Source organism: Stenotrophomonas sp. PvP093, assembly GCF_017876915.1.
Taxonomy (GTDB): domain Bacteria; phylum Pseudomonadota; class Gammaproteobacteria; order Xanthomonadales; family Xanthomonadaceae; genus Stenotrophomonas; species Stenotrophomonas muris.
Genome location: NZ_JAGIOX010000004.1, coordinates 1,016,595 through 1,041,412 on the forward strand (window position 1 = coordinate 1,016,595; position 24,818 = coordinate 1,041,412).

Annotated in this window: 20 protein-coding genes; 12 read left to right on the plus strand and 8 right to left on the minus strand. The window is 67.6% G+C overall.

The genetic code is table 11. The features are described 5' to 3' along the window. Positions 1-19: 19 nt before the first annotated feature. From rluD to J3A72_RS07285, 4 genes are read left to right on the plus strand one after another with little or no spacing between them, the layout of a single operon-like run. Complete coding sequence (gene rluD, locus J3A72_RS07270; RefSeq protein ID WP_014038257.1) at positions 20-1,009, plus strand: 23S rRNA pseudouridine(1911/1915/1917) synthase RluD; 990 nt, start codon at positions 20-22, stop codon at positions 1,007-1,009. After that, positions 1,009-1,779 (plus strand): peptidoglycan editing factor PgeF, encoded by a 771-nt coding sequence (pgeF, locus tag J3A72_RS07275; RefSeq protein WP_075076082.1) that lies wholly within the window; start codon positions 1,009-1,011, stop codon positions 1,777-1,779. Before rluD ends, pgeF begins: the two co-directional genes overlap by 1 nt. Before the next feature lie 20 nt (positions 1,780-1,799). After that, a complete protein-coding gene (locus J3A72_RS07280; protein WP_080469272.1) occupies positions 1,800-2,306 on the plus strand; it encodes a DUF4166 domain-containing protein in 507 nt (168 codons plus the stop codon). Beyond that, complete coding sequence (locus J3A72_RS07285; protein WP_075076084.1) at positions 2,281-2,718, plus strand: thiol-disulfide oxidoreductase DCC family protein; 438 nt, start codon at positions 2,281-2,283, stop codon at positions 2,716-2,718. The genes J3A72_RS07280 and J3A72_RS07285 overlap by 26 nt, the downstream gene beginning before the upstream one ends. A gap of 70 nt (positions 2,719-2,788) precedes the next feature. On the opposite strand, the gene otsA is transcribed toward J3A72_RS07285, so the two are convergent. From otsA to J3A72_RS07305, 4 genes are all read right to left on the minus strand, one after another. Further along, positions 2,789-4,153 carry an alpha,alpha-trehalose-phosphate synthase (UDP-forming) gene (otsA, locus tag J3A72_RS07290; RefSeq protein ID WP_075075711.1) on the minus strand — a complete coding sequence of 455 codons (1,365 nt, stop codon included), beginning with the start codon at positions 4,151-4,153 and terminating at the stop codon, positions 2,789-2,791. Further along, the gene (locus J3A72_RS07295; protein WP_075075736.1) at positions 4,150-5,931 is read right to left on the minus strand and encodes a glycoside hydrolase family 15 protein; all 1,782 of its coding nucleotides are present in this window, start codon (positions 5,929-5,931) and stop codon (positions 4,150-4,152) included. Before J3A72_RS07295 ends, otsA begins: the two co-directional genes overlap by 4 nt. A gap of 41 nt (positions 5,932-5,972) precedes the next feature. After that, entirely contained in the window at positions 5,973-6,731 is a 759-nt protein-coding gene (gene otsB / locus J3A72_RS07300) for a trehalose-phosphatase (protein ID WP_014648189.1), read from the minus strand. Positions 6,732-6,882: 151 nt separating this feature from the next. Then, positions 6,883-9,318: a TonB-dependent receptor gene (locus J3A72_RS07305; protein ID WP_075075712.1), complete on the minus strand. Its 2,436-nt coding sequence runs from the start codon at positions 9,316-9,318 to the stop codon at positions 6,883-6,885. A 216-nt stretch (positions 9,319-9,534) separates the two neighbouring features. On the opposite strand from J3A72_RS07305, the gene J3A72_RS07310 reads away from it, so the two are divergent. From J3A72_RS07310 to J3A72_RS07325, 4 genes are all read left to right on the plus strand, one after another. Then, positions 9,535-10,017 (plus strand): DUF3574 domain-containing protein, encoded by a 483-nt coding sequence (locus J3A72_RS07310; protein ID WP_075075713.1) that lies wholly within the window; start codon positions 9,535-9,537, stop codon positions 10,015-10,017. Positions 10,018-10,053: 36 nt separating this feature from the next. After that, a complete protein-coding gene (locus J3A72_RS07315) occupies positions 10,054-10,911 on the plus strand; it encodes an SH3 domain-containing protein (protein ID WP_075075737.1) in 858 nt (285 codons plus the stop codon). A gap of 108 nt (positions 10,912-11,019) precedes the next feature. Beyond that, positions 11,020-12,738, plus strand: coding sequence for a thiamine pyrophosphate-dependent enzyme (locus J3A72_RS07320; RefSeq protein ID WP_075075714.1), 1,719 nt, complete (start codon positions 11,020-11,022; stop codon positions 12,736-12,738). Between the two features lie 634 nt (positions 12,739-13,372). Further along, positions 13,373-14,983 (plus strand): hypothetical protein, encoded by a 1,611-nt coding sequence (locus J3A72_RS07325; protein WP_075075715.1) that lies wholly within the window; start codon positions 13,373-13,375, stop codon positions 14,981-14,983. A gap of 139 nt (positions 14,984-15,122) precedes the next feature. Here J3A72_RS07325 and J3A72_RS07330 read toward each other — a convergent pair whose 3' ends face one another. Then, the gene (locus J3A72_RS07330) at positions 15,123-15,833 is read right to left on the minus strand and encodes a glutathione S-transferase (protein WP_075075716.1); all 711 of its coding nucleotides are present in this window, start codon (positions 15,831-15,833) and stop codon (positions 15,123-15,125) included. Positions 15,834-16,001: 168 nt separating this feature from the next. On the opposite strand from J3A72_RS07330, the gene J3A72_RS07335 reads away from it, so the two are divergent. The 3 genes from J3A72_RS07335 to J3A72_RS07345 all read left to right on the plus strand — a co-directional run bounded on the left by J3A72_RS07335 (position 16,002) and on the right by J3A72_RS07345 (position 20,229). After that, the gene (locus tag J3A72_RS07335) at positions 16,002-16,823 is read left to right on the plus strand and encodes a DUF3014 domain-containing protein (RefSeq protein WP_209571994.1); all 822 of its coding nucleotides are present in this window, start codon (positions 16,002-16,004) and stop codon (positions 16,821-16,823) included. Positions 16,824-17,004: 181 nt separating this feature from the next. Beyond that, entirely contained in the window at positions 17,005-19,590 is a 2,586-nt protein-coding gene (clpB, locus tag J3A72_RS07340; protein ID WP_012481080.1) for an ATP-dependent chaperone ClpB, read from the plus strand. Between the two features lie 93 nt (positions 19,591-19,683). Then, entirely contained in the window at positions 19,684-20,229 is a 546-nt protein-coding gene (locus J3A72_RS07345; RefSeq protein WP_230374536.1) for a hypothetical protein, read from the plus strand. Between the two features lie 39 nt (positions 20,230-20,268). Here the strand turns inward: J3A72_RS07345 and J3A72_RS07350 are convergent, their stop codons facing one another. The 3 genes from J3A72_RS07350 to J3A72_RS07360 form a co-directional block, all read right to left on the minus strand. After that, positions 20,269-21,069 (minus strand): MipA/OmpV family protein, encoded by an 801-nt coding sequence (locus tag J3A72_RS07350; protein WP_046432175.1) that lies wholly within the window; start codon positions 21,067-21,069, stop codon positions 20,269-20,271. A 140-nt stretch (positions 21,070-21,209) separates the two neighbouring features. Further along, complete coding sequence (locus tag J3A72_RS07355) at positions 21,210-22,499, minus strand: ATP-binding protein (RefSeq protein WP_075075719.1); 1,290 nt, start codon at positions 22,497-22,499, stop codon at positions 21,210-21,212. Beyond that, positions 22,496-23,233 (minus strand): response regulator transcription factor, encoded by a 738-nt coding sequence (locus J3A72_RS07360; protein WP_049407034.1) that lies wholly within the window; start codon positions 23,231-23,233, stop codon positions 22,496-22,498. Before J3A72_RS07360 ends, J3A72_RS07355 begins: the two co-directional genes overlap by 4 nt. A 180-nt stretch (positions 23,234-23,413) precedes the next feature. On the opposite strand from J3A72_RS07360, the gene J3A72_RS07365 reads away from it, so the two are divergent. Next, the gene (locus J3A72_RS07365) at positions 23,414-24,700 is read left to right on the plus strand and encodes an aminotransferase class V-fold PLP-dependent enzyme (RefSeq protein WP_140222879.1); all 1,287 of its coding nucleotides are present in this window, start codon (positions 23,414-23,416) and stop codon (positions 24,698-24,700) included. The last annotated feature ends 118 nt before the right edge of the window (positions 24,701-24,818 follow it).

The following is a 24,818-nucleotide window of genomic DNA, read 5'->3' on the forward strand; positions in this document are numbered from 1 at the left end:
TCAAAGAATGCCCCCTGCCATGTCTGAACAACCCTCTGAATCGGCCCGCCAGGCCATCGTCCCCGACACCGCTGCCGGCCGTCGTTTCGATGCCGTCGTGGCCGAACTGTTCCCCGAATATTCGCGTTCGCGCCTGACCGAGTGGATCAAGTCCGGTGACGTCCTGCTGGACGGCGCCCAAGTGCGCCCGCGCGATCCGCTGCGCGGCGGCGAGGTGGTGACCCTCCATGTGGTGCTGGAAACCCAGACCGACGCCCAGCCGGAGGACATCCCGCTGGACGTGCTGTTCGAGGACGAGCATGTGCTGGTGATCAACAAGCCGGTCGGCCTGGTGGTCCACCCCGGCGCCGGCAACCACAGCGGCACCCTGGTCAACGCGCTGCTGTTCCGCGACCCGTCGGTGGCGGTGCTGCCGCGCGCGGGCATCGTGCACCGCCTGGACAAGGACACCAGCGGCGTGATGGTGGTGGCCAAGACCCTGGAAGCGCAGACTGCATTGGTCGAGCAACTGGCGGCCCGTGACGTGCACCGCCAGTACCTGGCCATCGTGATGGGCGCGCTGGTGGCAGGCGGTACCGCCGATGCCCCGATCGACCGCCACCCGCGCGACCGGCTGAAGATGGCGGTGCGCGAAGACGGCAAGGAAGCGGTGACCCACTACCGCCTGCGCGAGCGCTTCCGTGCGCACACCGCGCTGGAGTGCCGCCTGGAAACCGGCCGTACCCACCAGATCCGCGTGCACATGGCACACGTGCGCCATCCGATCATCGGCGACCCGCTGTACGGCGGTGCGCTGAAGCTGCCCAAGGGTGCCAGCGACGAGCTGGTGGCCGCGCTGCGCGGCTTCAAGCGCCAGGCCCTGCACGCCGAGACCTTGGAGTTCATGCATCCGATCACCGGTGAGCCGGTGCGCAATACCGCGCCGGTGCCGGAGGACATGCTGCACCTGATGAAGGTGCTGCGCGAAGACAGCGAAGCCTTCGCCGCCCGCGAGCGGGATCGCTGGTGATGGCCGCCGCGCTGCCGTTGCTGCAGGCGGACTGGCCGGCGCCGGCAGGCGTCCATGCGCTGACCACGCGCCGGCATGGCGCGGGCATTTCGCCGGCGCCGTTCGCGCAGTTCAACCTCGGCAACCGGCACGCGGCCGATGGTGATACCCCGGCCAACGTGGAGCACAACCGCCAGCTGCTGCAGGAGGGGCTGGCACTGCCCTCGGCACCGCACTGGCTGCGCCAGGTGCACAGCAGCACCGTGCTGCGCTTCACCGCGCCACCGGTGGCTGGCGCCAGCGAACCGGTGGCCGACGCCGCGGTGACTTCGGTGCCGGGCGTGGTGCTGGCGATCCTGACCGCCGACTGCCTGCCGGTGGTGTTTGCCGCGGCCGATGGCAGCGAGGTGGGTGCGGCCCATGCCGGCTGGCGTGGGCTGGCTGACGGCATGCTGGAGGCCACGGTGGCCGCCCTGCAGACGCCGCCGGCGCAGCTGCGGGCTTGGCTGGGCCCGGCTGCCGGGCCGGCCGACTACGAGATCGGCGAGGAGGTCTACCACGCCTTCGTCGGCCATGATCCGGCCGCCGGGGCGGCGTTCGTGGCCACCCGCGCAGGCCACTGGAAAGTGGACCTGTTCGCGCTGGCGCGGCAGCGGTTGCAGGCGGCGGGGATGGACCCGGCGCAGGTGTATGGCGGCACGGTGTCGACCATGGCCGATCCTGACCTGTATTCGCACCGGCGCGACCGTCGTACCGGGCGCATGGCGACCCTGGCCTGGATCGCGCCCTGACCCCGCCGCTGTTCGCGCGGGTGCTGGGGCCGGCCTTCGCCACCCTGGCAGCGCCGGTGCAGGCGCTGCATGCCGCGCCGTTGCCCTGCCGCTACGTGGGGCAGGCGCGCATCGTGCGAGGGCGGCACTGGCTGGTGCCGCTGTTGGCCGCGTTGGCGCGGCTGCCGAAGGACGGCGACGCGCTGCCCACCGAAGTGGCGTTCAGTGCACGCGGGCAGGGCGAGCAGTGGGCGCGACGGTTCGGCCGCTGGCCGATGGTGTCGCGGCTGTGGGCGCACGAAGGGCTTCTGCGCGAGCAGCTGGGCGCGGTGCGCTTCGAGTTCGCGTTGCAGGCCCGCGAGGGCGGCATCGACTGGTCGGTGCGGCGGGTCTGGGCGTTCGGGCTGCTGCCGCTGCCGACGCGTTGGTTCGGCGGTGTGCGCTGCCGTGAAGCCTGGCGCGGCGAGCGTTACACTTTCCTGGTCGATGTGACGCTGCCCTGGGCCGGAGCCCTGATCCGCTATGAAGGCTGGCTCGAACCACAGTGACGGCGCCGCCGGGACTGGCAGCGCGGTGATCGTGTTCGACGGCGTGTGCGCCCTGTGCAACCGCTGGGTGCGCTTCCTGCTGCGTTTCGACCGCAAGGGGCGCTACCGTTTTGCGGCGATGCAGGGGCAGCAGGGCAGCGCGATGTTGCGCGCGCACGGGCTGGACCCGCAGGACCCGATGTCGTTCCTGCTGCTGGACGCGCAGGGCGCCTGGACCGATACCGATGCCATCCTGCGTGTACTGGCCGGGCTGGACGGCGCCTGGCGCCTGACCGGCGTGCTGCGGATGGTGCCGCGCGGCTGGCGTGATGCCGCGTATCGCGCGCTGGCGCGCAACCGCTACCGCTGGTTCGGGCGGCATGATGCCTGTCATCTGCCCGCACCGGAGCAGGCAGCGCGATTCCTGGATTGAAGAAAAAGGGGACGGAGGGGATTAAGTCGTTTGTGCACAAACGACTTAATCCCCTCCGTCCCCTTTTTCCTCAGCCTTCCAGTGCGTCCAGGTAGCTGCCCCGCCAGTGGTTGATGTCGTAGGTGCGCAGGTGCTCCATCATGGCGTGCCAGCGCTCCTTGCGCTTGCGCAGCGACATCGTCGCCGCGGTGGCGATGGCGTCGGCAACGCCATCCAGGTCGTGCGGGTTCACCAGCAGTGCCTGCTTGAGTTCGTCGGCGGCGCCGGCCAGCAGCGACAGCACCAGCACGCCCGGGTCCTCCGGGTCCTGCGAGGCCACGTATTCCTTGGCCACCAGGTTCATGCCATCACGCAGCGGCGTGACCAGCCCCACCGCCGCTGCACGGTAGAAACCGGTGAGGGTGGCATGGGTGAAGTTCTGGTTGACGTAGCGCAGCGGTGTCCAGTCCGGCTCGGCGTGGCCGCCGTTGATGTGGCCGGCGATCTGCTCCAGCTGGCTGCGCAGCTGCCGGTACTCGGTGACATCACCGCGCGAGACGGGGGCGATCTGCAGGTAGGTCAGCGACCCGCGCTGGTCGGGATGGCGCTCAAGATACCGTTCAAAGCCGAGGAAGCGCTCGGGCAGGCCCTTGGAATAATCCAGGCGATCAACGCCGATCGCCAGTTGGCGATCACGCAGGCTCGCGCGCAGGTTCTTTACGGCGGCCTTGGTGGCGGCGGTACCGGCCTGGCGCGCGATCAGCTCGGTGTCGATGCCGATCGGGAACGCCGCCGCGCGGAAACGACGCCCGCCGGGTGCTTCCAGCTCGCCGTTGGCGAGTACCCGACCGCCGCCGAACAGGCGCAGGTAGGTCTGGAAGCGATCGGCATCGCGCTGGGTCTGGAAGCCCACCAGGTCATACGCGTAGAGCGCGGAGAACAGCCGCAGGTGGTCGGGCATCGCCTGCAGCAGGTCGGCCGAGGGCATCGGGATGTGCAGGAAGAAGCCGATGCGGCAGCCGATGCCACGCTCGCGCAGCAGTGCGCCAAGCGGGATCAGGTGATAGTCGTGGATCCAGACGATGTCATCCTCGCGCAGCAAGGGCGCGAGCTTGTCGGCGAACAGTGCGTTGACCTTGTGGTAGGTCTCGCGGGTGGCACGGTCGTAGTCGACCAGATCCAGGCGGAAGTGCAGCAGCGGCCACAGCGTGCGGTTGGCAAAGCCGTTGTAGTAGCCGTCCACCTCGCGCTTGCTCAGGTCCATGGTGACGTAGTCGATGTCACCGTCTTTCTGCCGGTGCAGCGTGCCGCTGCCGTCCTTTACCGTCTTGCCGCTCCAGCCGAACCACAGGCCGCCGCGTTCCTTCAGGGCGGCCAGCAGGCCGACCGCCAGGCCGCCGGCGCGGTTCTCGCCGGGTACGGCCACGCGATTTGAAACCACCACCAGACGACTCACGATGCCTCCTGCCAGGACCGCGACAGGCGCATCGCGGCGGTGATCAGGCCGACGTGCGAATAGGTCTGCGGGAAATTGCCCCAGGCCTCGCCGCTGTCGAAGGCCAGATCCTCCGACAGCAGGCCCAGGTGGTTGCGCTGCTTCAGCAGCAGCTCGAACATCTCGCGCGCCTCGTCCATGCGCCCGATCGCCGCCAGCGCATCGATGTACCAGAACGTGCAGATGGTGAAGCTGGTCTCCGGCTCGCCGAAGTCATCCGGCGCGACATAGCGGTACAGCGAATTGCCATGCTTGAGGTCGCGGCCGATCGCATCGACGGTGGCGATGAAGCGGGCGTCCATCGCATCGATGAAGCCGATGTCGGCCAGCAGCAGGAGCGAGGCGTCCAGGCGATGGCCGCCGAAGGTATCGGTGAAGTGGCCCAGTTCCTCATTCCAGGACTCGGCCATGATGCGCGCATGGATGGTGTCGGCGCGCTCGCGCCAGTAGTGTGCACGGTCATCGCGCTTGAGGCGCACGGCGATCTTGCACAGGCGGTCGCAGGCGGCCCAGCACATCGCGCTGGTGTAGGTGTGTACCTCGGTGCGGCCACGGAACTCCCACAGGCCCGCATCGGGCACGTCATGCAGGGCGAAGGCCTGTTCGCCCAGCGGTTCGAGGCGGGCGAATGTGTGCGCGTCGCCGGGATCCTGCAGGCGGCGGTCGAAGAACAGCTGCGTGGAGGCCAACACCACGCTGCCGTAGACATCGTGCTGGCGCTGCACCCAGGCCAGGTTGCCACGGCGCACCGGGCCCATGCCGCGGTAGCCGGACAGGCTGGGCACTTCGTCTTCGTCCAGCGTGGCTTCAAAGCCGATGCCATACAGCGGCTGCAGCGTGCCGTCGGTGGTGGCCAGGTTGAAGATGTAGCCGAGGAACTGTTCCATCGTGCGCGTTGCGCCGAGACGGTTCAGTGCCCGCACCACGAAAGCCGCGTCGCGCAGCCAGCAGTAGCGGTAGTCCCAGTTGCGCACGCTGCCGGGTGCTTCCGGAATGGAGGTGGTCATCGCCGCGATGATCGCGCCGCTGTCTTCGTACTGGCACAGCTTCAACGTGATCGCACTGCGGATGACCGCGTCCTGCCACTCCAGTGGAATGGACAGGTAGCGCACCCATTCGCGCCAGTAGTCGCGGGTGCGCTGGAAGGCTTCCTGCACGTAGCCGCTGATCGACCGGTTGAGCGACTCATCCACGCCCAGGATCAGGTGGATGGGATGGTTGAGCACGAACGGCAGGCCATCGCGCACGAAGCGCACTGGCACATCGGTGGTCAGCCGCAGCACGTGCTCCGGCAGGATCCAGCGCACATGGTTGCTGCCCCAGGTCGACTCTGGCACGCGTGCGCCCCAGTCGGCCAGCGGGCGCGCACGCACGGTGATGCGCGGGCTGCCGGCCAGCGGACGCACCTGGCGGATCAGGCTGACCGGCCGGTAGAAGCGGTCGTTCTGCCGCCAGCGGGGGGCGAAATCCAGGATTTCCAGTTCGCCGCCGTGCGCGTCGCGGAGCACCGTGCGCAGGATCGCCGTGTTGGTGAGGTATTCCTGCTCGCTGCTGGCGAAGTCTTCCAGCTCGATGGCGAAGTCGCCACCGGTCTGCTGGTTGGGGCCGAGCAGCGCACAGAAGGTAGGGTCGCCGTCGAAGGTGGGCAGGCAGCTCCAGACAACGCGGGCACGTTTGTCGACCAGGGCGCCGAAGCTGCCGTTGCCGACCACGCCCAGATCAAGATCGGGTTGGGTCATCACGCGGTACATCTCGGTTGCGGCCGTGGGGGTTGGCCGGGTCAATAGGCATTCTCACGCAGCCAGGCGTGCACGCTGCGTATGTCGGGCAGCGCGAACACCGCCGCGCTGGGTTCACGTTCACCCACCAGCACGCTCCAGCCATGCTGGCTGTTGGCGGCATCGAAGCCGAATTCATCGGTGAGGTCGTCACCGAGAAACACCGGCAGGCGGCCGCGGAAGGGCAGGTACTGCATCATCCGGCGCACGGCACGGCCCTTGTCGGTGCCGACGGGCACGAACTCGACCACATGGTCGCCGGGTTGCAGGCGGTAGCTGGCGCGGCCCCGCACGTGGCGATCGGCGAAGGCGCGCACATCACTTGCCGCGTGCGGCGCACCGCGCCAATGCAGGGCCAGGCCGACGCCCTTGTCTTCCACCAGCACGCCGGGATGGCCGTGGGCAAAGCGCATCGCCTGCTGGTGCAGCGCGTGCAGCCACTCGGCGGTGTCGTCGTCGTGCTCGTCGCGCAGCACACGACCGTCCTCGCCGCGCAGTTCGTGCCCATGCAGGCCGGCGGCAGGCAGCTGGAGGGGAGCGAACAGCTGGTCCAGCTGTTCAAGCGGTCGGCCACTGACCAGTGCCACGGCGCCTTCCAGGCGGTCACTGATGCGGCCGATGGCTTCGCGCACATCCGGCAGGAGCTGCACGGCATCCGGTCGTGCAGCGAATTCGATGAGGGTGCCATCGACATCGAGGAACAACGCACAGGCGTCGTCCAGCAATGGCGGTGGCGGACGCAGGGGGAGCGGTTCAGCCATGACGACCAGCCTGCCAGCCTGAGCGTGTACGTGGGGTCGAGGGCAGGCTGCGGATCAGCTTCGGTGGGTGCCGACCGTTGGTCGGCACGGCAGGTCAGCCTGCATCCAGCCCAAACAGCGCGGACCAACGGTCCGCACCCACCCAATGCGATCAGAACGTATAGCGGACGCGGCCGTAGTAGTACGCGCCGTTGCTGCCGATCGGCGACAGCACGTCGTACGGCAGGTTGCCGAAGTAGTGGATATCGCTGTTGGATCGATCCGGGTAGTTGTCGGTCAGGTTCTGGCCGCCGATGGCCACGCTCCATTGCGGGGTAATGCGGTACTCGACTTCGGCATCCAGCTGCCATTCGGCCTGGTAGGTCTGGCGCGGGATGTAGCCATCACCGAAGTTGAACACCCGGGTGGCGCTGCCGTAACGGTTCACGCGGGTGCTCAGCGACCAGTGGTCGTTGCTCCAGGCGGCCGAGAAGCTGCCACGCGTGCGCGGGGTGGCATCGGTCAGGGTGTTGGTCTCCTCGATGCCGAACAGTACGTAGTCCGGGTTCAGCGCGCGCAGCTGCGCCGGCGTGGCCAGCACATTCTTCAGCGTGGTCTTGGTGTAGGCGTAGGTGCCGGTCAGCAGCAGCTGGCCATCGCCCAGCGACTGCCGCCAGTTGCTTACCAGCTCGGCGCCACGGGTGCGGGTATCGGCGGCATTGACGAAGAAGCTGGCGCTCTGCAGGCCACTGACGCCGTAGCTGGCGGCCACGTAATCGGTCAGCGCATCGCCGGTGATGCTCTCCGACAGCGCGATGCGGTCGTCGATGTCGATCTGGAAGAAGTCCAGCGACAGGTCGAAATGCTCGCCGATGCGGCTGGTGAAGCCCAGCGAGGTGTTGATCGACTTCTCCGGCTTCAGGTTCTGCGCACCCAGGCCACGCGCGATCGGATTGTTGACCGACAGCAGCCGGCCCTGCACCAGCTGGCCGCCGGCGTTGTAGCCGGTGGAGGTGGATTCGTAGCCGATCTGCGCCAGCGACGGAGCGCGGAAATTGTTGGAGATGGCACCGCGCAGTGCGAACGCCGGGGTGAATTCGTAGCGCAGGCCGAGCTTGCCGGTCAGTTCGCCGCCAAAGTCGTCGTTGTGCTCGTAGCGCGCGGCCAGGTCGGTGGAGAACTTCTCGCCGAACTGGCTGGACAGGCTGGCATAGGCGCTGGCCACGTCGCGCGACAGGGTGGCGGCGTCCTGTGGGGTCAGGCCGCCACCGGCCTGCGAGCCGGTCGGGCGGTCGGTGTACGGGCCCGCCGCATAGCTGGCCGGGTCGCCGGGGCGGGTCTGGTAGCGCTCATGGCGCGCTTCCACGCCCAGGCCCAGCGTGTGGCTGATGCTGTCGCTCTGGGTGAACACGCGGCTCAGATCGAGGTTGCCCACGGCCTGCGCGTACTCGTAGTCGGCGGTCTTGAAGCGGGTCGGGCTGGTCGGGCCCAGCGACGCGTTGAGCGAATCACGCAGGCGGTAGGTGAAGTCGTTCTGGCCGTAATCCAGGCTGCTGTCGTAGCTCCATTCGCCCCACTGCCCGCGCACGCCGGCCACGGCCTGCACGTCGCGGTTCTCGCCTTCGGAAATGGGCCGGTAACCGTTCGGATAGACCTGCTTCCAGTTGGCCTCGCCATCGGGATAGCGGAAGTAGTTGGCGCCTTCGGTGTCACGCTGGTTGAAGGTGCCGAACGCGTAGAACGTCGAGGTCTGTCCCACCGGGATCTCGGTGTTCAGCCACAGGTTGATGTCCTTGCTCTTGCCATCGCCCAGCACGTAGTTGCGCTTGCCCTGCAGCGCCAGGTTGTCCGGCGTCTGGTCCCACGGCGGAATCTGGTCGAAGCCGGCGCGGTTGGTGCCGTTGCGGTGCTTGTATTCCAGGCCGACGCGCAGGAAGCCGCCGTCCTCGCCCAGCGAAGTACCGACCTTGGCGCTGATGTTGCCGGTCTGGCCATCGGTGAGGGTGCGGCCGATCGGCTTGAGGTCGGTGTGGTTGGCACCGTAGCTGGCCTCGATCTCGCCGCCGTCGCCGTCGTTGTCGAGGATCACGTTGATCACGCCGGCCACGGCGTCCGAGCCGTAAAGCGCACCGGCACCGTCGCGCAGCACTTCGATGCGCTTGATCGCGCTGACCGGGATCGCATTGAAATCGACCGGGGTGGTGCCCTTGCCGATCTTGCTGTCGGTGTTGACCAGCGCGGTGTGGTGGCGGCGCTTGCCGTTGACCAGCACCAGCACCTGGTCGGGGGACAGGCCACGCAACTGTGCGGCGCGCACGTGGTCGGCGCCACCGGAGTTGGATTGGCGAGGGAAGTTGAACGACGGCAGCAGCGCCTGCAGCGCGCTGCCCAGTTCACCGTTGACCACGCCGGCCTTGCGGATGTCCTCGGCGGTGAGCACATCCACCGGCGAGGTGGATTCGAGCACGGTGCGGTCTGCGGCACGGGTGCCGGTGACGATCACGGTGTCCAGGTTGGTGGCGTCCTGGGCCAGGGCCGGGATGGCAGCGGAGGAAAGCGCGAGGGCGATGGCGAGGCCGAGCGGCGACGCGGGCAGGCGGGCGGACATGGAGGGCTCCAGCAACAACGACGACGGGGAAGGGGGGAGATAGTTTCACTTACATCCATCCGGATGAAGCGATATATTATCTTCGCGTGATGGCCGGTGCCGATGCAAGTCCCTGCCGGTCCGGCATGAGCTGATGCCCGGTTGGCATCAGCACGCCGGGCCGGTGGCGCTGTACGCTGCCGGCTTGCCCTGTCCCCCTTCCCCGGAGCTGTACCGATGAAACACCTTGGCCTCGTCTTCGCCGTGCTGCTGGCCACCAGTGGCTGCGCCAGCCTGTCTTCGCAGGCGCCCAGCGCCTATGCCACGGCCACCACCGCCGAACTGAAGGGCGATGCCGCCCGCCCTTCCGCCGGCCATGGCTGGGTGCGCAGCGAGCTGTACTTCGGCGTAGGCGAGGAGCAGGGCGCCGGCAACCGCCCGCAGGCCGACACCATCAGCGACGCGCAGTGGCGCGCCTTCCTTGACAAGGAAGTAACGCCGCGCTTCCCGGACGGCCTGACCGTGTTCGATGCCTACGGCCAGTGGCTGTTCCGCGGCGATGCCGCGCCCAACCGCCTGCGCACCAAGGTGCTGGCGGTGCTGCACGAGGACACCCCGCAGCGCCGCGCCGACATCGAGGCGATCCGCCTGGCGTGGAAGCAGCAGACCAGGCATCAGTCGGTGCTGTGGTCACGGCAGCCGGTCGAGGTATCGTTCTGAGTTGAAGGTGCCGCCGCGGTGCTGCAGGGAGCAATGATGAACTACAGGGAATGCCTGCTGGGCCTGGCATTGGCAGGCGTACTGGCACCGACGGCGCAGGCGGGTGGGGACGACGGAGAAACGCTGCGCTTCCAAGTGGCCGCGCACGTGCAGGCGCACGCCGATCCCCAGCAGGACGGCAGCATCGCGGTGCAGCTGTCACCGTCAGGCAAGCGCCAGACGCTTGAGGGCGCGGCCGATGCCGACGGCAATTCGCGATGGTCGCTCGAAGATGTCGATTTCGATGGCTACCCGGAACTGGTCGCGCGCGCCTCGGTGGGCATGGTCAACGAAGCGGTGACGGTGTACCGCTTCGATCCGGCCAGTGCCGGGTTCCGCGCGCTGCAGGCCGATACCCACGGCAAGGACAGTTGCGGTGACCTCATGGGGCTTACGGTCGACCGTCCGAGCCGCACGCTGACCAGCAGCTGCCGCAGCGGCCCGATGTGGTACACCGACCAGTACCGGTTTGCAGGCGCGAAGCTCTATCTGTACCGCGCCGAGAGCGTGCTGATGCTGGGCGATACGTTGAACGCCGCGCTGCAGTGGGAACAGACCGGCGAGCAGGGCCCGCTGGCGGTCTGGCGCACCTATGATGCCGCCGGCCGGGTGCTGGAAAGTGCCATCGCCGATGGCCTGGGTGCACCGCCGGATGGACCGTTGCGTGGCCAGCAGGCCACCGTGGTACCCGCGCGGCTGTTCCTGTTCGATCGACCCGGCGCATCCAGCACCAGGCGTTACCTGGTGCAGGGAGACCGCGTGGAGATGCTGGATGAACAGGATGGCTGGGTGAAGCTGCGCTACCGCGACCCGAAGCAGGGCGCGGTGGAGGGCTGGATCAACGTCAACGATTGACTCGATCTCCGCCGGTAGTTTGCCTATCGAGGTGATGTGCGCCTTGCCCACGGAGGCATCACTTCTTCGGGTCTAGCCTCGGATGCTCTCCCCTCGAGGATGTATCCGATGAGCAAGCGCGTTGCCGAGATCGTTGTCGATACCCTGCAGCAGGCGGGCGTCCGCCGCTGTTACGGCATCGTTGGCGATACCTTGAATCACGTCACCGATGCCCTGCACCGCAGTGAAATCGACTGGGTACATGTACGCCACGAAGAAGTGGCCGGCTTCGCTGCCGGCGCCGATTCGCTGGTGAGCGGCGAGTTGACCGCCTGTGCGGGTTCTTGTGGTCCCGGTGGCCTGCACTTCATCAACGGCGTCTTCGAGAGCAATCGCAACCGTGCACCGATGGTACTGATCGCCAGCCAGGTGGTGACCAGTGAGCTGGGCATGGAATTTCCGCAGGAAGTGGACTTCAAGGCGGTGTATGCCAGTTGTTCGGTGTTCTGCGAGCAGGTGCACAGCCCGGAGCAGGCGCGGCGCGTCGTGGCCCTGGCCTGCCAGGCCGCGATCAGCCGCCGTGGCGTGGCGGTGGTGATCCTGCCGGCCGACATCAGCCAGGCCGAGGTGAAGCACGATGTGCCGTTCTCGGTGCACTACACCCAGCCGGTGCTGCGCCCGTCCGATGCCGAGCTGCAGCGCATCACCGAACTGCTGGGGCAGGGCAAGCGCATCGGCATCTATGCCGGTGCCGGTTGCCAGGGCGCACACGCGCAGCTGCTGGAGTTGGCCCGGCGCCTGCAGGCGCCCATCGCGCATACCTCGCGCGCCAAGGATTTCGTCGAGCCGGACAACCCGTACAACATGGGCATGACCGGCATCTTCGGCATCGAATCCGGCTTCCACACGCTGATGGAGTGCGACACGCTGCTGCTGCTCGGCGCCGATTTCGCCTGGGGCCAGTTCTACCCGGACAAGGCCACGATCATCCAGGTCGACCGCGATGGCAGTCACCTCGGCCGCCGCCACCCGGTGAGCCTTGGCGTGGTCGGTGACATCGCACCGACGCTGGACGCGCTGCTGCCGATGCTGCCGCCGCGCGAGGACAGCAGTTTCCTGGACGAGTGCATCGGGCATCGCGACAAGGCGCTGAAGAAGCGCCAACAGGAAGAACAACCGGGCGAGGGTGAACTGATCCATCCGCAGCACCTGACGGCATTGCTGTCGAGGCATGCCAGCGACGATGCGCTGTTCACCGCCGACGGCGGTTCGCCGATGGTGTGGGTGCTGCGCCATATCCGCGTCAACGGCCGCCGCCGCACGCTGACCAGCCTGCTGCACGGCACGATGGCCAACGCGATGCCGCAGGCGCTGGGCCTGCAGAAGGCCTTCCCCGGCCGGCAGGTGATCTCGCTGTCCGGTGATGGTGGCCTGGCGATGCTGCTGGGTGACCTGCTCACGGCAGTGCAGGAGAACCTGCCGATCAAGGTGGTGGTGTTCAACAATGGTTCGCTGAACTTCGTCGAGCTGGAGCAGAAGGTGGAGGGCCTGCTGGACAACTACACCGACCTGAAGAATCCGGACTTCGGCCGCCTGGCCGAGGTCATCGGCTTCCACGGCCGCACGGTGACCCGCAGCGAGGATCTGGAGGAGGCGGTGCTGGATTTCCTGTCCCAGCGCGGCCCGGCGCTGCTGGACGTGCATACCAGCCGCGCGGAGCTGGTGATGCCGCCGCAGATCGAGGCCAAGCAGGTGGCCGGTACGGCGTTGTACGCCGCCAAGGCAGTGTTGAACGGCCGCTTCGACGACGTGAAGCATCTGCTGGTGGACAACTTCCTGAAGAAGTAGAGGGTTGGTCGATGCAGGGCTGCGCCCTGCACCCGCGGTAGTGCCGGCCGCTGGCCGGCCACTCAGAAGCAACGGCGGCCATCCGTGTGGTAGGTGTCGACCTTGGTCGACACGGTAGATCCACGCCATGCGTGGATGAACGAACGAATGATCGAAATAATCTTCTGTAGAGCCGAGCCATGCTCGGCTCAGAGCCTTCGCGTACAGCGGGCGAGCATGGGCTCGGCACTGCAGCGAGAGCCTGCCTTGGCTTTGGATCTTGTGATCTTCTTCCGTGGCTGCCGCGCGCAGGAAACTGTCAGGGGTCGGTCGGGTGGGCTGCGCAGGACCGTTGGCGCCATGGATGGCGCCATCGAGCCCCCATGGGTGAGGGCGCTTTGCTTGCGAAGCACTGCTTCGCAAGGCCCGAACGCACAGCCGCCAGCGGCTGGGCCGGTCTGGGGATTTACGGCGTGTCCTGCGCAGCCCCCCCGACCGGCCGAACTCGCAATGCCGGTCGACTAACAGTCGACTCTACCCGCGACCAGCCACGAGGGGCCCCGCCGTTGGCTGGAACCCATCATTCCACGACGGAATTGGCGCGCCGGCCCCGCTGGGCCTACCATCGGCGCTCCCCACCCCCACCGCCCCTTCCATGTCCGCTCCCGCTTCCGCCGTACCGCGTCGCTGGTTCGTCGCCGGCGACTTCAACGGCTTCTTCGGCCTGGTCGTCGACAACCTCTCCATCCTCGGCTTCATCGCCATGGCCCTGGTCGGGATCTTCCAGTTCCCCGCCGACGTGGTGTTCGGCCGAATGTTCCCCGGCACCGCCTTTGGCGTGCTGGTCGGCAACCTGCTGTACACCCTGATGGCGCGCCGGCTGGCGGCACGTACCGGCCGCGACGATGTCACCGCCATGCCGCTCGGCCTGGATGCCCCCACCAGCATCGGCATGGCCCTGCTGGTGCTCGGCCCGGCCTTCCTCGCCTTCAAGCAGCAGGGCATGGATCCGCATGCTGCGGGCATCGCCACCTGGCAGCTGGGCATGGCCGCGCTGGTCATCATGGGCGTGCTCAAGTTCGTGCTGTCGTTCTTCGGTGAAGCGGTCACCCGCGCACTGCCGCGAGCTGCGCTGCTGGGTTCCATCGCGGGCATCGCGCTGGTGCTGATGGGCCTGCTGCCGCTGCTGGAAACGCTGCGCTCGCCGCTGGTCGGCTTCACCACGCTGGGCCTGCTGCTGTATGTGCTGATCGCCAAGGGCAAGCTGCCGGTGCGTGGCCCGGGCGTGCTGCTGGCCTTCGTGTTCGGCACCGTGCTGTATTACGGACTTGGCCTGGCCGGGCTGGGCGCGCCCGGCTTCCATGTGCCGGAATGGGTGCCGCCGCAGGTGGTGCTGCCGCTGCCGACGCTGGGCTTCCTTGAGGGCCTGCCCACCGCGATGACCTACCTGCCGCTGCTGTTGCCGTTCGGCCTGCTGATGGTGGTCGGCGGCATCAACGTCTCTGAAAGCGCACGCGCGGCTGGCGATGACTACCGCACCCGCGACATCCTGCTGGTGGAAGCGGTGGCCACGCTGGTGGCGGGTGTCTGTGGCGGCGTCGCGCAGACCACGCCCTACATCGGCCAGCCTGCCTACAAGCACATGGGCGCGCGCAGCGGCTACACGCTGCTGACCGGCCTGTTCGTCGGCATCGGCGGCATGCTCGGCATCATCTCCGGGCTGGTGCAGTGGCTGCCGCTGGCGGTGCTGGCACCGATCATCGTGTACGTGGCCATCGACATCACCACCCAGGCCTTCCAGGCCACGCCGCGCCACCATACCGGCGCGATGGTGTTCGGTTTCCTGCCGTCGGTGGCCTACCTGCTGGCGATCAAGGCGCCCGGCTGGATCGCACCGGACCAGCTGCCGCAGCTGCTGACCAAGCTCGACGGCCATGGCCTGCCCGAGCTGGCGGTGATTTTCACCCTCGGCAACGGCTTCATCATCACCTCGGTGCTGTGGATTTCGGCGGTGGCGGCGATGGTCGATGGCCGCCTGCGCCGTGCCTGCGGCTTCCTGCTGGTGGCGGCAGTGCTGACCCTGTTCGGCCTGATCCATTCGGTGGACCCGCGTGGCGGCATCTACCTGCCGTGGGATCTGGACGGGCTGGCACGCATCATCAGCTTGCAGTTCGCCGGCGCCTACGTGGCATTGGCGCTGCTGCTGGGCCTGCTGTCGCTGCAGAAGCAGCCGGTGAAACCGCTGGATGATCGCACCGATCATTGACTGGTGACGCCGGGCATGGCCCGGCGTTACCGCTCCTTCCACTTCTGGTGCTCTGTAGAGCCGAGCATGGCTCGGCTCTACAGGGGCGTGTTGCAGGCGGCGAATGATCACAGCGCGCTCTGCCGGCCAGCGGCCGGCACTACCGTTCGGCGTCCAGTTCCGGGTAATGGCGGAAGATGCCGTTGGTGTTGAACGGCAACCGCCGCTCAGACGCCAGATAGGCGGCAATGTTGGGTCGTTTCGCCACTCGTTCCTGCAGCGCGCGCAGCCGGGGCAGGGTGGGGCCGAGCGCCTGCATGCGGCGCGGAAACATGTAGTCCAGCCCGCTCAGCAGCTGGAACAGTGACAGATCCACATAGGAGTGCTCGCGCAGTGCATGGCGGCCACCGTTGGCGGCCATCACCTGCTCGAAATAGCCGAGGAACTTGGGCAGGCGCTCGCTGCGCAGTGACGCGGCTCGTGCCCTGGCCTGGGTCTTCTGCTGTTCGTAGTACTTCGATGCGGCGATCGGATGGTGGGTGTCGTGCACCTCGGCTACCAGGTCGGCGATGGTCAGCTGCAGTTGCAGCGCCTGCATCCGCCGCGAGGCCGCCTGCGGCACCAGGTCAAGCGGCGGGCCGAGAAAATCCAGGATCGCGGCGACCTGTGCAATGACCTGGCGGCCCGCCTTCAGGAATGGCGGCGCGAAGGGCTGCGCACCTTCACTGCTGCCATCGAGAAACGGCTGCATCACCGCATCGCCGTGCACCCGCGCCATGTCGATGTAGTCGGCACCGGCATCCTCCAGCGCCAGCCGCACGAACTCGCCACGGCCCTGGATGCCGGTCCAGTAGTACAGCGCGTACTGCATGGCAGAGTCTCCACGGGACAGGACTCCTAGCCTCGCGCGGGTGGCGCAAAGCAGACGTGAGCGTGGACGACGCGTGCCTGAACCCGAACGGCAGCGGAACAGGCGGGGAACCGGCTGCACTCGATGGGGTCACACCTTCTCCATGCGTGTGAAACGAGGTGCTGCATCATGCAGAGTGGAAAGGCGGTCTGGCCCTGGGTGTTGGGTGTGGTGGTGATCGGTGGCGCGGGCGGCTGGTTGTTCCGCGATCAGCTGAAGAGCCTGGCCGACGGTGTCCCGGTGCCGGTGCAATCAAGCCCTGCCAGTACCAGCGCACCGGCACAACCGCAGGCGGCCGCAGAGCCCGCGCCAGCACCACCATCGATCAGGCATCCGCTGGATACCGAGGCCGCCGCCGACCCGGCGCTGCCGAAACTGGCTGACAGCGACGCCGCGGCCTGGGGCGCACTGAGCCAGCTGTTCCAAGGCGAGGGGTCGCTGACCCTGCTGCTGCGTGATCACCTGATCCAGCGCCTGGTCACCCAGGTCGACAACCTGGACAAGCCCAGCGTGTCGCCGACCGCGCTGGCCGCGCGGCCGCTGCCGGGCAACCTGCAGGTCGATACGGGCGAAGGCGGCGAACGCATCGCCGCCAGCAATGCGGCACGCTATGCGCCTTACGTACAGGCGTTCACTGCGCTGGACCCGGCGGCAACGGCTACCGCTTACAAGCGCTTCTATCCGCTGATCCAGCAGGCCTATGCCGACCTTGGCCGGCCCGAGGGTTATTTCAACGACCGCCTGGTCATGGTGATCGACCACCTGCTGGACACCCCGGAACTGGCCCAGTCGCCGCTGGTGCAGCGCGATGAACGCGGCCGCTATCGCTTCGTCGATCCCACCCTGCAGTCACGCTCGATCGGGCAGAAGGCCCTGCTACGCATGGATCCTGCACAGGCGCGGGCGATCAAGCAGCAGCTGCGGGCGATCCGCAGCGCGATCACCCGCTGAGCCCGTCCACCGTACGGAACTGATCGGGATCAACGCGCCGACCACACGCGCTCCGGCATGCTGGCCGCAGGCTGACTGGCCCCGGGGTGCAGTCGCAGCCACCCTTGAAACCGGGTGGGGCAACCGCATCTTTCCAGCATTGCCGGCCCAGGCCGGCCCTGATGACCGATGAGGATTCGCAATGCGGATGGACAAGCTCACCTCGCGTTTCCAGCAGGCGCTGGCAGACGCCCAGTCGCTGGCCGTGGGCCGCGACAACAGCATCATTGAACCGGTTCACCTGTTCAGCGCGCTGCTGGACCAGCAGGGTGGCAGCACGCGCCCGCTGCTGGCCCAGGCCGGGGTGAACGTGCCGGTGCTGCGCGAGCGCCTGACCGAGGCGCTGGACGCACTGCCGAAGGTATCCGGCCAGGCCGGCAACGTTTCGATGGGCAACGATCTGGGGCGCCTGCTGAACCAGACCGACAAGCTGGCGCAGCAGCACGGGGACGCCTTCATTGCCAGCGAATGGTTCGTGCTGGCGGCGCTGGACGATGGTGGCACGCTGGGCATGGCGCTGCGCGCCGCCGGTGCCGACAAGACGCGCCTGCAGGCGGCGATCGACAAGCTGCGTGGCGGCGAGAACGTGCAGTCGGAGAATGCCGAGGAGCAGCGGCAGGCGCTGGAGAAGTACACCATCGACCTGACCGCGCGGGCCGAGAGCGGCAAGCTCGACCCGGTGATCGGCCGTGACGAGGAAATCCGCCGCACCATCCAGGTGCTGCAGCGCCGGACCAAGAACAACCCGGTGCTGATCGGCGAACCCGGCGTGGGCAAGACCGCGATCGTGGAAGGGCTGGCCCAGCGCATCATCAACGACGAAGTACCCGAAGGCCTGCGCGGCAAGCGCGTGCTGTCGCTGGACATGGGCGCGCTGATCGCCGGGGCCAAGTTCCGCGGCGAATTCGAGGAGCGCCTGAAGGGTGTACTCAACGACCTGGCCAAGAACGAAGGCCAGATCATCCTGTTCATCGATGAACTGCACACCATGGTCGGCGCGGGCAAGGCCGACGGCGCGATGGATGCCGGCAACATGCTGAAGCCGGCGCTGGCACGCGGCGAGCTGCACTGCATCGGTGCGACCACGCTGGACGAATACCGCAAGTACATCGAGAAGGACGCTGCGCTGGAGCGCCGCTTCCAGAAAGTCTTCGTCGGTGAGCCGTCGGTGGAGGACACCATCGCGATCCTGCGCGGGCTGAAGGAAAAGTACGCCGTGCACCACGGGGTGGAGATCACCGACCCGGCCATCGTGGCCGCCGCCACGCTGTCCAACCGCTACATCACCGATCGCCAGCTGCCGGACAAGGCCATCGACCTGATGGACGAGGCTGCCTCGCGCCTGCGCATGGAGATCGACTCCAAGCCGGAGGAGCTGGATCGCCTGGAACGCCGGGTGATCCAGCTGAAGATCCAGCGCGAGATGCTGAAGAAGGAAAAGGACGAAGCCTCGCGGCAGCGGCTGGCCGACCTGGAGAACGACATCGACGGGCTGGAGCGCGAGTTCTCCGACCTCAATGAAATCTGGAAGTCGGAGAAGGCTGCGCTGCAGGGCGCCACCAAGATCAAGGAGCAGGTCGAGCAGGCCAAGCTGGAACTGGAAGCCGCGCAGCGCCGCCAGGATTTCGCCAAGATGAGCGAGATCCAGTACGGCCTGTTGCCGCAGCTGGAAAAGCAGCTGGCCGCGGCCCAGGAAGCCGAGCACAAGGACTTCAAGCTGGTGCAGGACCGGGTCACCGACGAGGAGATCGCCGAGGTCGTGTCGCGCTGGACCGGCATTCCGGTCAACAAGATGCTCGAAGGCGAGCGCGACAAGCTGCTGCGCATGGAAGAAGTGCTGCACAACCGTGTGGTCGGCCAGGAGGAAGCGATCAAGGTCGTCTCCGATGCCGTGCGCCGTTCGCGTGCCGGCCTGTCCGATCCGAACCGTCCGGCCGGCTCGTTCCTGTTCCTCGGCCCGACCGGCGTCGGCAAGACCGAGCTGTGCAAGTCGCTGGCCGAATTCCTGTTCGACAGCGCCGACGCGATGATCCGCATCGACATGAGCGAATTCATGGAGAAGCACAGCGTCGCCCGCCTGATCGGCGCCCCCCCGGGTTACGTGGGCTACGAGGAAGGCGGCTACCTGACCGAGGCGGTGCGCCGTCGCCCGTACTCGCTGATCCTGCTGGACGAAGTGGAGAAGGCGCATCCGGATGTGTTCAACATCCTGCTGCAGGTGCTGGACGATGGCCGCCTGACCGATGGCCAGGGCCGCACCGTGGACTTCCGCAATACCGTCATCGTGATGACCTCGAACCTGGGCTCGCACCAGATCCAGGACATGAGCGCCGACGACAGCCCGGAGGCCTACACGCAGATGAAGGCAGCGGTGATGGGCGTGGTGCAGGCGCACTTCCGTCCGGAGTTCATCAACCGCCTGGACGACATCGTGGTGTTCCACCCGCTGGACAAGCAGCAGATCAAGCAGATCGCGCGCATCCAGATGCGCGGGCTTGAGAAGCGGCTGGCCGAGCGCGGGTTGAAGCTGGCGGTCTCCGATGCGGCGTTTGACCTGCTCGGCAACGTCGGCTTCGATCCGGTGTACGGCGCGCGCCCGTTGAAGCGTGCGATCCAGTCGCAGCTGGAAAACCCGCTGGCGCAGCAGATCCTGTCCGGCGCCTTCGTCAACGGCGATACCATCGAAGTCGGCAACGACGGTGGTCGCCTGGTGTTCGCCAAGGCTTGAACCGGTGGCGCCCCGGCCATGGCTGGGGCGCCATCCGAGCCTTGGCAGCGCACGATGGTCCTGTTTCACTTTCGCAAGGATGAGGAGAACCGCATGGACGTTGCCCGCAGGGCTTCACTCTGCATGACGCTGGCGTTGGCTGCTGTTTGTGGACACGCCGCGGCCGCCGAACAGGTCCAGCTGCCGCCGATGAAGGGCTACCAGCAGGCCCACCAGAGCACCGACGCGCAAGGCAACCGCATCACCGAGTACGTGCCACAGGGCCAGACCGTGCACGACTGGACCGACATGGTCACCGTCAACGATGCGCCGAACAGTGGCCATGTGAGTCCGCGTGAGTTCCTCGGCATCATCGAGGCGGGGTGGCGCATCGCCTGTCCGGCGGCGCAGAGCCACTGGATCCGCGAAGGTGAAGAAGGGGGACGGCCCTTCGCCCTGCTGATGCTCAGCTGCCCGCGGAATCCGGGGACAGGCAAGCCGGAGTTCACCTGGATCAAGGGCGTGCAGGGCAGGCAGGGCTTCCACACCGTGCAGAAGTCGTTCCGCTCCGAGCCGGAGAAGGAGGACGTCGTGCAGTGGATCGGCTGGCTGCGCGAGGTCGGGTTGTGCGGCAGCGGCGACGCACCGGCCTGCCGCTGACCGCAGAGGGAAAGGGCGCCCAGCGGCGCCCTTCATGCATCAGAAGCGGTGGGTGTAACCGCTCATCAGCCCGAACTGGTTTGCCTTCTGCACGATCGGGCTGTTGGCCGCATCGCCGAGCAGGCGCGTGCCTTCGGCCGAGATGTACCAGTTGCCGTTGCGGCCCACGCGGTGGCTCCACTTCAGGCCGACACCGGCACTGACCAGGCCGGCCTTCGGCCTGTGCTCGGCGAAGCCCGTGCGTTTGGCCTGTTCCGGGCTGACGCCGTACCAGGTCTGCATGTAGCCGCGGTTGCCGTAGTCGGTGGAAACACTGCCGCTGACCACGCCACCGGCCAGGTCGAACAGCGGCATGCTCAGGTTCAGATGGATCTGCTGGGTGGCCAGGCCGTTCTCGGCCTTGTCCTCGTCCTTGCGGGTGAACTGCCAGGAGCCGCTCAGCACGGCTTCGCCCAGCGTATAACCAGCCGAGACGCCGACCAGGGGACGGGTATCGATATCACCCATGCCGCGCAGGAAGTCCGAACCGCCCAGCAGCGAGTCCTTGTCCTTGCGGATGCCGCTGGCGCCGACATAGGCACGCACGCGCGTGTGCTCGCCGAGGGAGGTGCCCCAGCCGATGCCACTGGTGCCCAGAAACCATCCCCCCGGCGAGGTGACATCAAAGGACAGCGACGGCGTCGCACGATACTCCTCGCTGCCGCTGTAACGCGGTGCCACGCCGCCACCGGCGGCGAGCTCGAAGGTCCAGTGGTCATCCTTGGCGTGGGCGATCGGGGCGGCGAACAGCGGCAACACGGCCAGGCAGAGCAGGGCGGGGGAACGGCGAAGCTGGGACATGGAAACTCTCGGCAATGGGAGGAAAGCAGCGCGCGCATCCGGCGAGTGCTGCAGGGTTGCCAGCGTGGCGATATGCCGGCGACCGATCCGTCCGCAGTTGTGCGGGAGTTGTAATCAACTGTAATCGCGCCCTTGGGCGTTCAGCTGGCAGCCAGCGGCCAGTGCATTTCCAGGCGCGCGCCGCCCAGCGTGGCGCGACTGATGCGCAGCTCGCCGCCGTGGCGGGCTGCAATGCGGCCGACAATGGCCAGGCCCAGGCCGAAGCCGCCGGTATCGCGGCTGCGGCTGTCGTCCAGGCGGGTGAACGGGCGCATCACCTTCTCCCGATCGGCTTCGGCGATGCCCGGGCCGTCATCGTCCACGCGCAGGCAGGCGCGGCCGCTGATACCGACCAGCGAGACCTCCACCTGCGAACGCGCGTGGCGCAGCGCATTGCCGACCAGGTTGCTCAGCGCCAGCTGCAACAGGCGTGGCTCGGCATCCACTCGCGGCAACGCGCTGGGCTGCACGCGCAGGACAATGCCGGCACGTTCGGCATCGCGGCGGGCATCGGCCAGGCAGGCCTGCAGCCAGTCGTTGGCTTCGATGCGCTGCATCGGTTCGCCCTCGCTGGGATGCTCCAGCCGTTCGTAGGCCAGCAGTTCGCTGACCAGCCGGTTGAGCTCGGCCAGGTCGCCGTGCAGGCCCTGCGCCAGCCGTTCGCGGCGTTCGCGGTCATCGCTGTCCTGCATCAGGTCCAGGCCGAAGGCCACGCGCGCGATGGGCGTGCGCAGTTCGTGCGAAATGGCATGGGTCAGGTCGCGCTGGCGCTGCACCAGTTCGGCCACGCGTGCCGCCATGCGGTTGGAGTGTTCGACGATGACCCGGATCTGCGAGCGGGGCGAAACCTGCGCACGTGCCTGCAGGTCGCCGGAACCGATGCGGTCGGCGTGCCGGCGCAGTGCTTCCAGGTCGCGCCAGAGCAGGCGCACCCAGGCATACAGGCTGGCGCCCACCAGCAGCAGGATGCTGAGGTAGGCGGCGATGGTCATGTACGTCGTCATCTGCACCGCGCCGGGCAGGCGCAGGTGCAGCCAGCGGCCATCGCTGCTGTCGATGGGCAGCAGCACCTGCTGGTACTGATCGCGCACGACGAAGCCATCGGCCTTCACGGCCTCCTGTTCCTGCGCGTCGAGCGCGGGAGGCTTGTCGAGCAGGGTCAGGGCGATGCCGTAGTGTGGCTGCCACTGTTGCAGGCGCTCACGCTGCTGGACGGCGTCCAGGCCGGCCAGGCCACTGCGCAGGGCGTACACCTGCCCGCGCACCTGCTGCACGAACACGCGATCCTGCACGGGCGTGTAGATGCCATCCAGGATGTGGTTGAGAAAGAACACCGACACCAGGAAGCAGGCGCCGGTGATGAACCACAGCCACAGGAACAGCCGCTTCATTCCGACCAGGCCGCAGGATTGAACTGGTAGCCGCGCCCCCACACGGTCTTGATCCGCCGCGGTTCGCGCGCATCGTCGCCGAGCTTGCGGCGCAGCTTGCCGATGCAGACGTCGACGCTGCGGTCCAGACCGTCGAAGCCGATGCCGCGCACCGCCTGCAGGATCTGGTCGCGCGACAGGATCTGCCCCGGCTGGCTGGCCAGCAGCCACAGGATCTCGAATTCCGTGGTGCCCAGCTCGACCGGCTGGCCGTGCAGGTGCACCTCGCGCTGCATGCGATCGATCAGCAGCTCACCATGCATCAGCCGGCTGGGCGTGCCGGTATTGCTGCTGCCGTGGCGGCGGCGCAGCAGGGCGCGCAGGCGGGCCAGCAGCAGGCGTGGCTCGATCGGCTTGTGCACATAGTCATCGGCACCCGATTCCAGGCCCAGCACCTGCTCGATGTCGTCCTCACAGGCGGTCAACATCAGGATCGGCACATCGGAGAAGCTGCGGATCTGCCGGCACACATCGATGCCCCCCAGGCCGGGCAGCATCAGGTCCAGCACCACCAGCTCCGGCGCATGCTGGCGGCAGGCGGCGCTGGCGAGGTCGCCGCGTGCCACGTGCTGCACGGTGAAGCCATGTTCGTGGAGATAGTCGCTGACCAGTTCGGCCAGGCGACGGTCGTCCTCCACCAGCAGGACCGACGTGGGCGAACTGCTGGCAGGGGGAGTCCAGGGGGATGGCTGCATGCGTGGGGCCTCCGTTCCCAGGCAGGAGCGCCCGGCGGCGCAGCCTAGCAATGCCCCATGACGACTGCCTGAATCGCGGCCAACCTGATAACCGCGGGTACGGACGTCATCGCCAGCGGCTTTCAGCGGGCGGCCCCGGCTGGCCTATGGTGGCGGTTTCCCCGGATGGAGCCTGGTGCAATGAGCGACCCGCAGTGGCAACTGGAAACCCTGGCCGTGCACGGCGGTTACCGTCCCGACCCGACCACCCGCGCGGTGGCGGTGCCGATCTACCAGACCGTGGCGTATGCCTTCGATGACACCCAGCACGGCGCCGACCTGTTCGACCTGAAGGTTCCGGGCAACATCTACACGCGCATCATGAACCCCACCACCGACGTGCTGGAGCAGCGCCTGGCCGCGCTGGAAGGCGGCATCGGCGCGCTGGCGCTGGCCTCGGGGCAGGCCGCGATCACCTATGCCATCCAGACCATCGCCGAGGCCGGCGACAACATCGTCGCCTCCAGTGCGCTCTACGGTGGCAGCCTCAACCTGCTGGCGCACACGCTGCCGCAGCACGGCATCCAGGCGCGCTTTGCCGATCCGGCCGACCCGGCCGCGTTCGCCGCGCTGATCGACGACCGCACCAAGGCGGTGTTCGTCGAATCGATCGGCAACCCGCGCGGCAATGTCACCGACATTGCTGCGATCGCCGAGGTCGCGCATGCCGCGGGCGTGCCGCTGATCGTCGACAACACCGTGGCCACGCCGTTCCTGCTGCGCCCGTTCGAGCACGGCGCCGACATCGTGGTGCATTCGCTGACCAAATACCTCGGGGGACACGGCAACAGCCTGGGCGGCGCGATCATCGATTCCGGCCGCTTCGACTGGACCGCACAGCCCCAACGCTTCGCGCGGCTCAACCAGCCCGACCCCAGCTACCACGGCGTGGTCTATACCGAAGCACTGGGGCCAGCCGCCTACATCGGCCGGGCGCGGGTGGTGCCGCTGCGCAATACGGGCGCTGCGTTGTCGCCGTTCAACGCGTTCCTGATCCTGCAGGGCATCGAGACCCTGGCCCTGCGCATGGAACGCATCAATGCCAATGCGCTGGCCGTTGCGCAGTTCCTGAAGGCGCATGCCAAGGTCGCCTGGGTGCGCTACGCCGGACTGGCCGACGACCCCGAGCATGCCGCCGCGCAGCGCTATCTGGGTGGACACGGCTCGGGCGTACTGACCTTCGGTCTGCCCGGTGGGCGCGAGGCCGGCGCCCGCTTCCTCGATGCGCTGAAGCTGTTCACCCGCCTGGTCAACCTGGGGGATGCGAAGTCACTGGCCACCCATCCGGCTTCGACCACGCATCGCCAGCTGGATGCAGCGGAGCTGGCCAAGGCCGGTGTCAGCGAGGACACCGTGCGGCTGTCGATCGGCATCGAGCACATCGGCGACCTGCGCGCGGACCTGGAACAGGCCCTGGCCGGCGCCTGATAGCTGCGCGCTTGGTCGTCATCGCCACAGGCGATCACCGCCGGCACCGCGATGGGTTACGGTGGAACTGCCTCTCCAAGGCATGGCAACGTGGCGATCCAGATCCCCGGTCGATGCG

What these genes read in the sequence shown, in the direction of transcription:
- rluD (WP_014038257.1), top strand. Translation starts at nt 20, where the DNA reads ATGTCTGAACAACCCTCTGAATCGGCCCGCCAGGCCATCGTCCCCGAC.
- pgeF (WP_075076082.1), top strand. Translation starts at nt 1,009, where the DNA reads ATGGCCGCCGCGCTGCCGTTGCTGCAGGCGGACTGGCCGGCGCCGGCA.
- J3A72_RS07285 (WP_075076084.1), top strand. Translation starts at nt 2,281, where the DNA reads ATGAAGGCTGGCTCGAACCACAGTGACGGCGCCGCCGGGACTGGCAGC.
- J3A72_RS07295 (WP_075075736.1), bottom strand. Translation starts at nt 5,931, where the DNA reads ATGACCCAACCCGATCTTGATCTGGGCGTGGTCGGCAACGGCAGCTTC.
- otsB (WP_014648189.1), bottom strand. Translation starts at nt 6,731, where the DNA reads ATGGCTGAACCGCTCCCCCTGCGTCCGCCACCGCCATTGCTGGACGAC.
- J3A72_RS07305 (WP_075075712.1), bottom strand. Translation starts at nt 9,318, where the DNA reads ATGTCCGCCCGCCTGCCCGCGTCGCCGCTCGGCCTCGCCATCGCCCTC.
- J3A72_RS07310 (WP_075075713.1), top strand. Translation starts at nt 9,535, where the DNA reads ATGAAACACCTTGGCCTCGTCTTCGCCGTGCTGCTGGCCACCAGTGGC.
- J3A72_RS07315 (WP_075075737.1), top strand. Translation starts at nt 10,054, where the DNA reads ATGAACTACAGGGAATGCCTGCTGGGCCTGGCATTGGCAGGCGTACTG.
- J3A72_RS07320 (WP_075075714.1), top strand. Translation starts at nt 11,020, where the DNA reads ATGAGCAAGCGCGTTGCCGAGATCGTTGTCGATACCCTGCAGCAGGCG.
- J3A72_RS07325 (WP_075075715.1), top strand. Translation starts at nt 13,373, where the DNA reads ATGTCCGCTCCCGCTTCCGCCGTACCGCGTCGCTGGTTCGTCGCCGGC.
- J3A72_RS07330 (WP_075075716.1), bottom strand. Translation starts at nt 15,833, where the DNA reads ATGCAGTACGCGCTGTACTACTGGACCGGCATCCAGGGCCGTGGCGAG.
- J3A72_RS07335 (WP_209571994.1), top strand. Translation starts at nt 16,002, where the DNA reads ATGCAGAGTGGAAAGGCGGTCTGGCCCTGGGTGTTGGGTGTGGTGGTG.
- clpB (WP_012481080.1), top strand. Translation starts at nt 17,005, where the DNA reads ATGCGGATGGACAAGCTCACCTCGCGTTTCCAGCAGGCGCTGGCAGAC.
- J3A72_RS07345 (WP_230374536.1), top strand. Translation starts at nt 19,684, where the DNA reads ATGGACGTTGCCCGCAGGGCTTCACTCTGCATGACGCTGGCGTTGGCT.
- J3A72_RS07350 (WP_046432175.1), bottom strand. Translation starts at nt 21,069, where the DNA reads ATGTCCCAGCTTCGCCGTTCCCCCGCCCTGCTCTGCCTGGCCGTGTTG.
- J3A72_RS07355 (WP_075075719.1), bottom strand. Translation starts at nt 22,499, where the DNA reads ATGAAGCGGCTGTTCCTGTGGCTGTGGTTCATCACCGGCGCCTGCTTC.
- J3A72_RS07360 (WP_049407034.1), bottom strand. Translation starts at nt 23,233, where the DNA reads ATGCAGCCATCCCCCTGGACTCCCCCTGCCAGCAGTTCGCCCACGTCG.
- J3A72_RS07365 (WP_140222879.1), top strand. Translation starts at nt 23,414, where the DNA reads ATGAGCGACCCGCAGTGGCAACTGGAAACCCTGGCCGTGCACGGCGGT.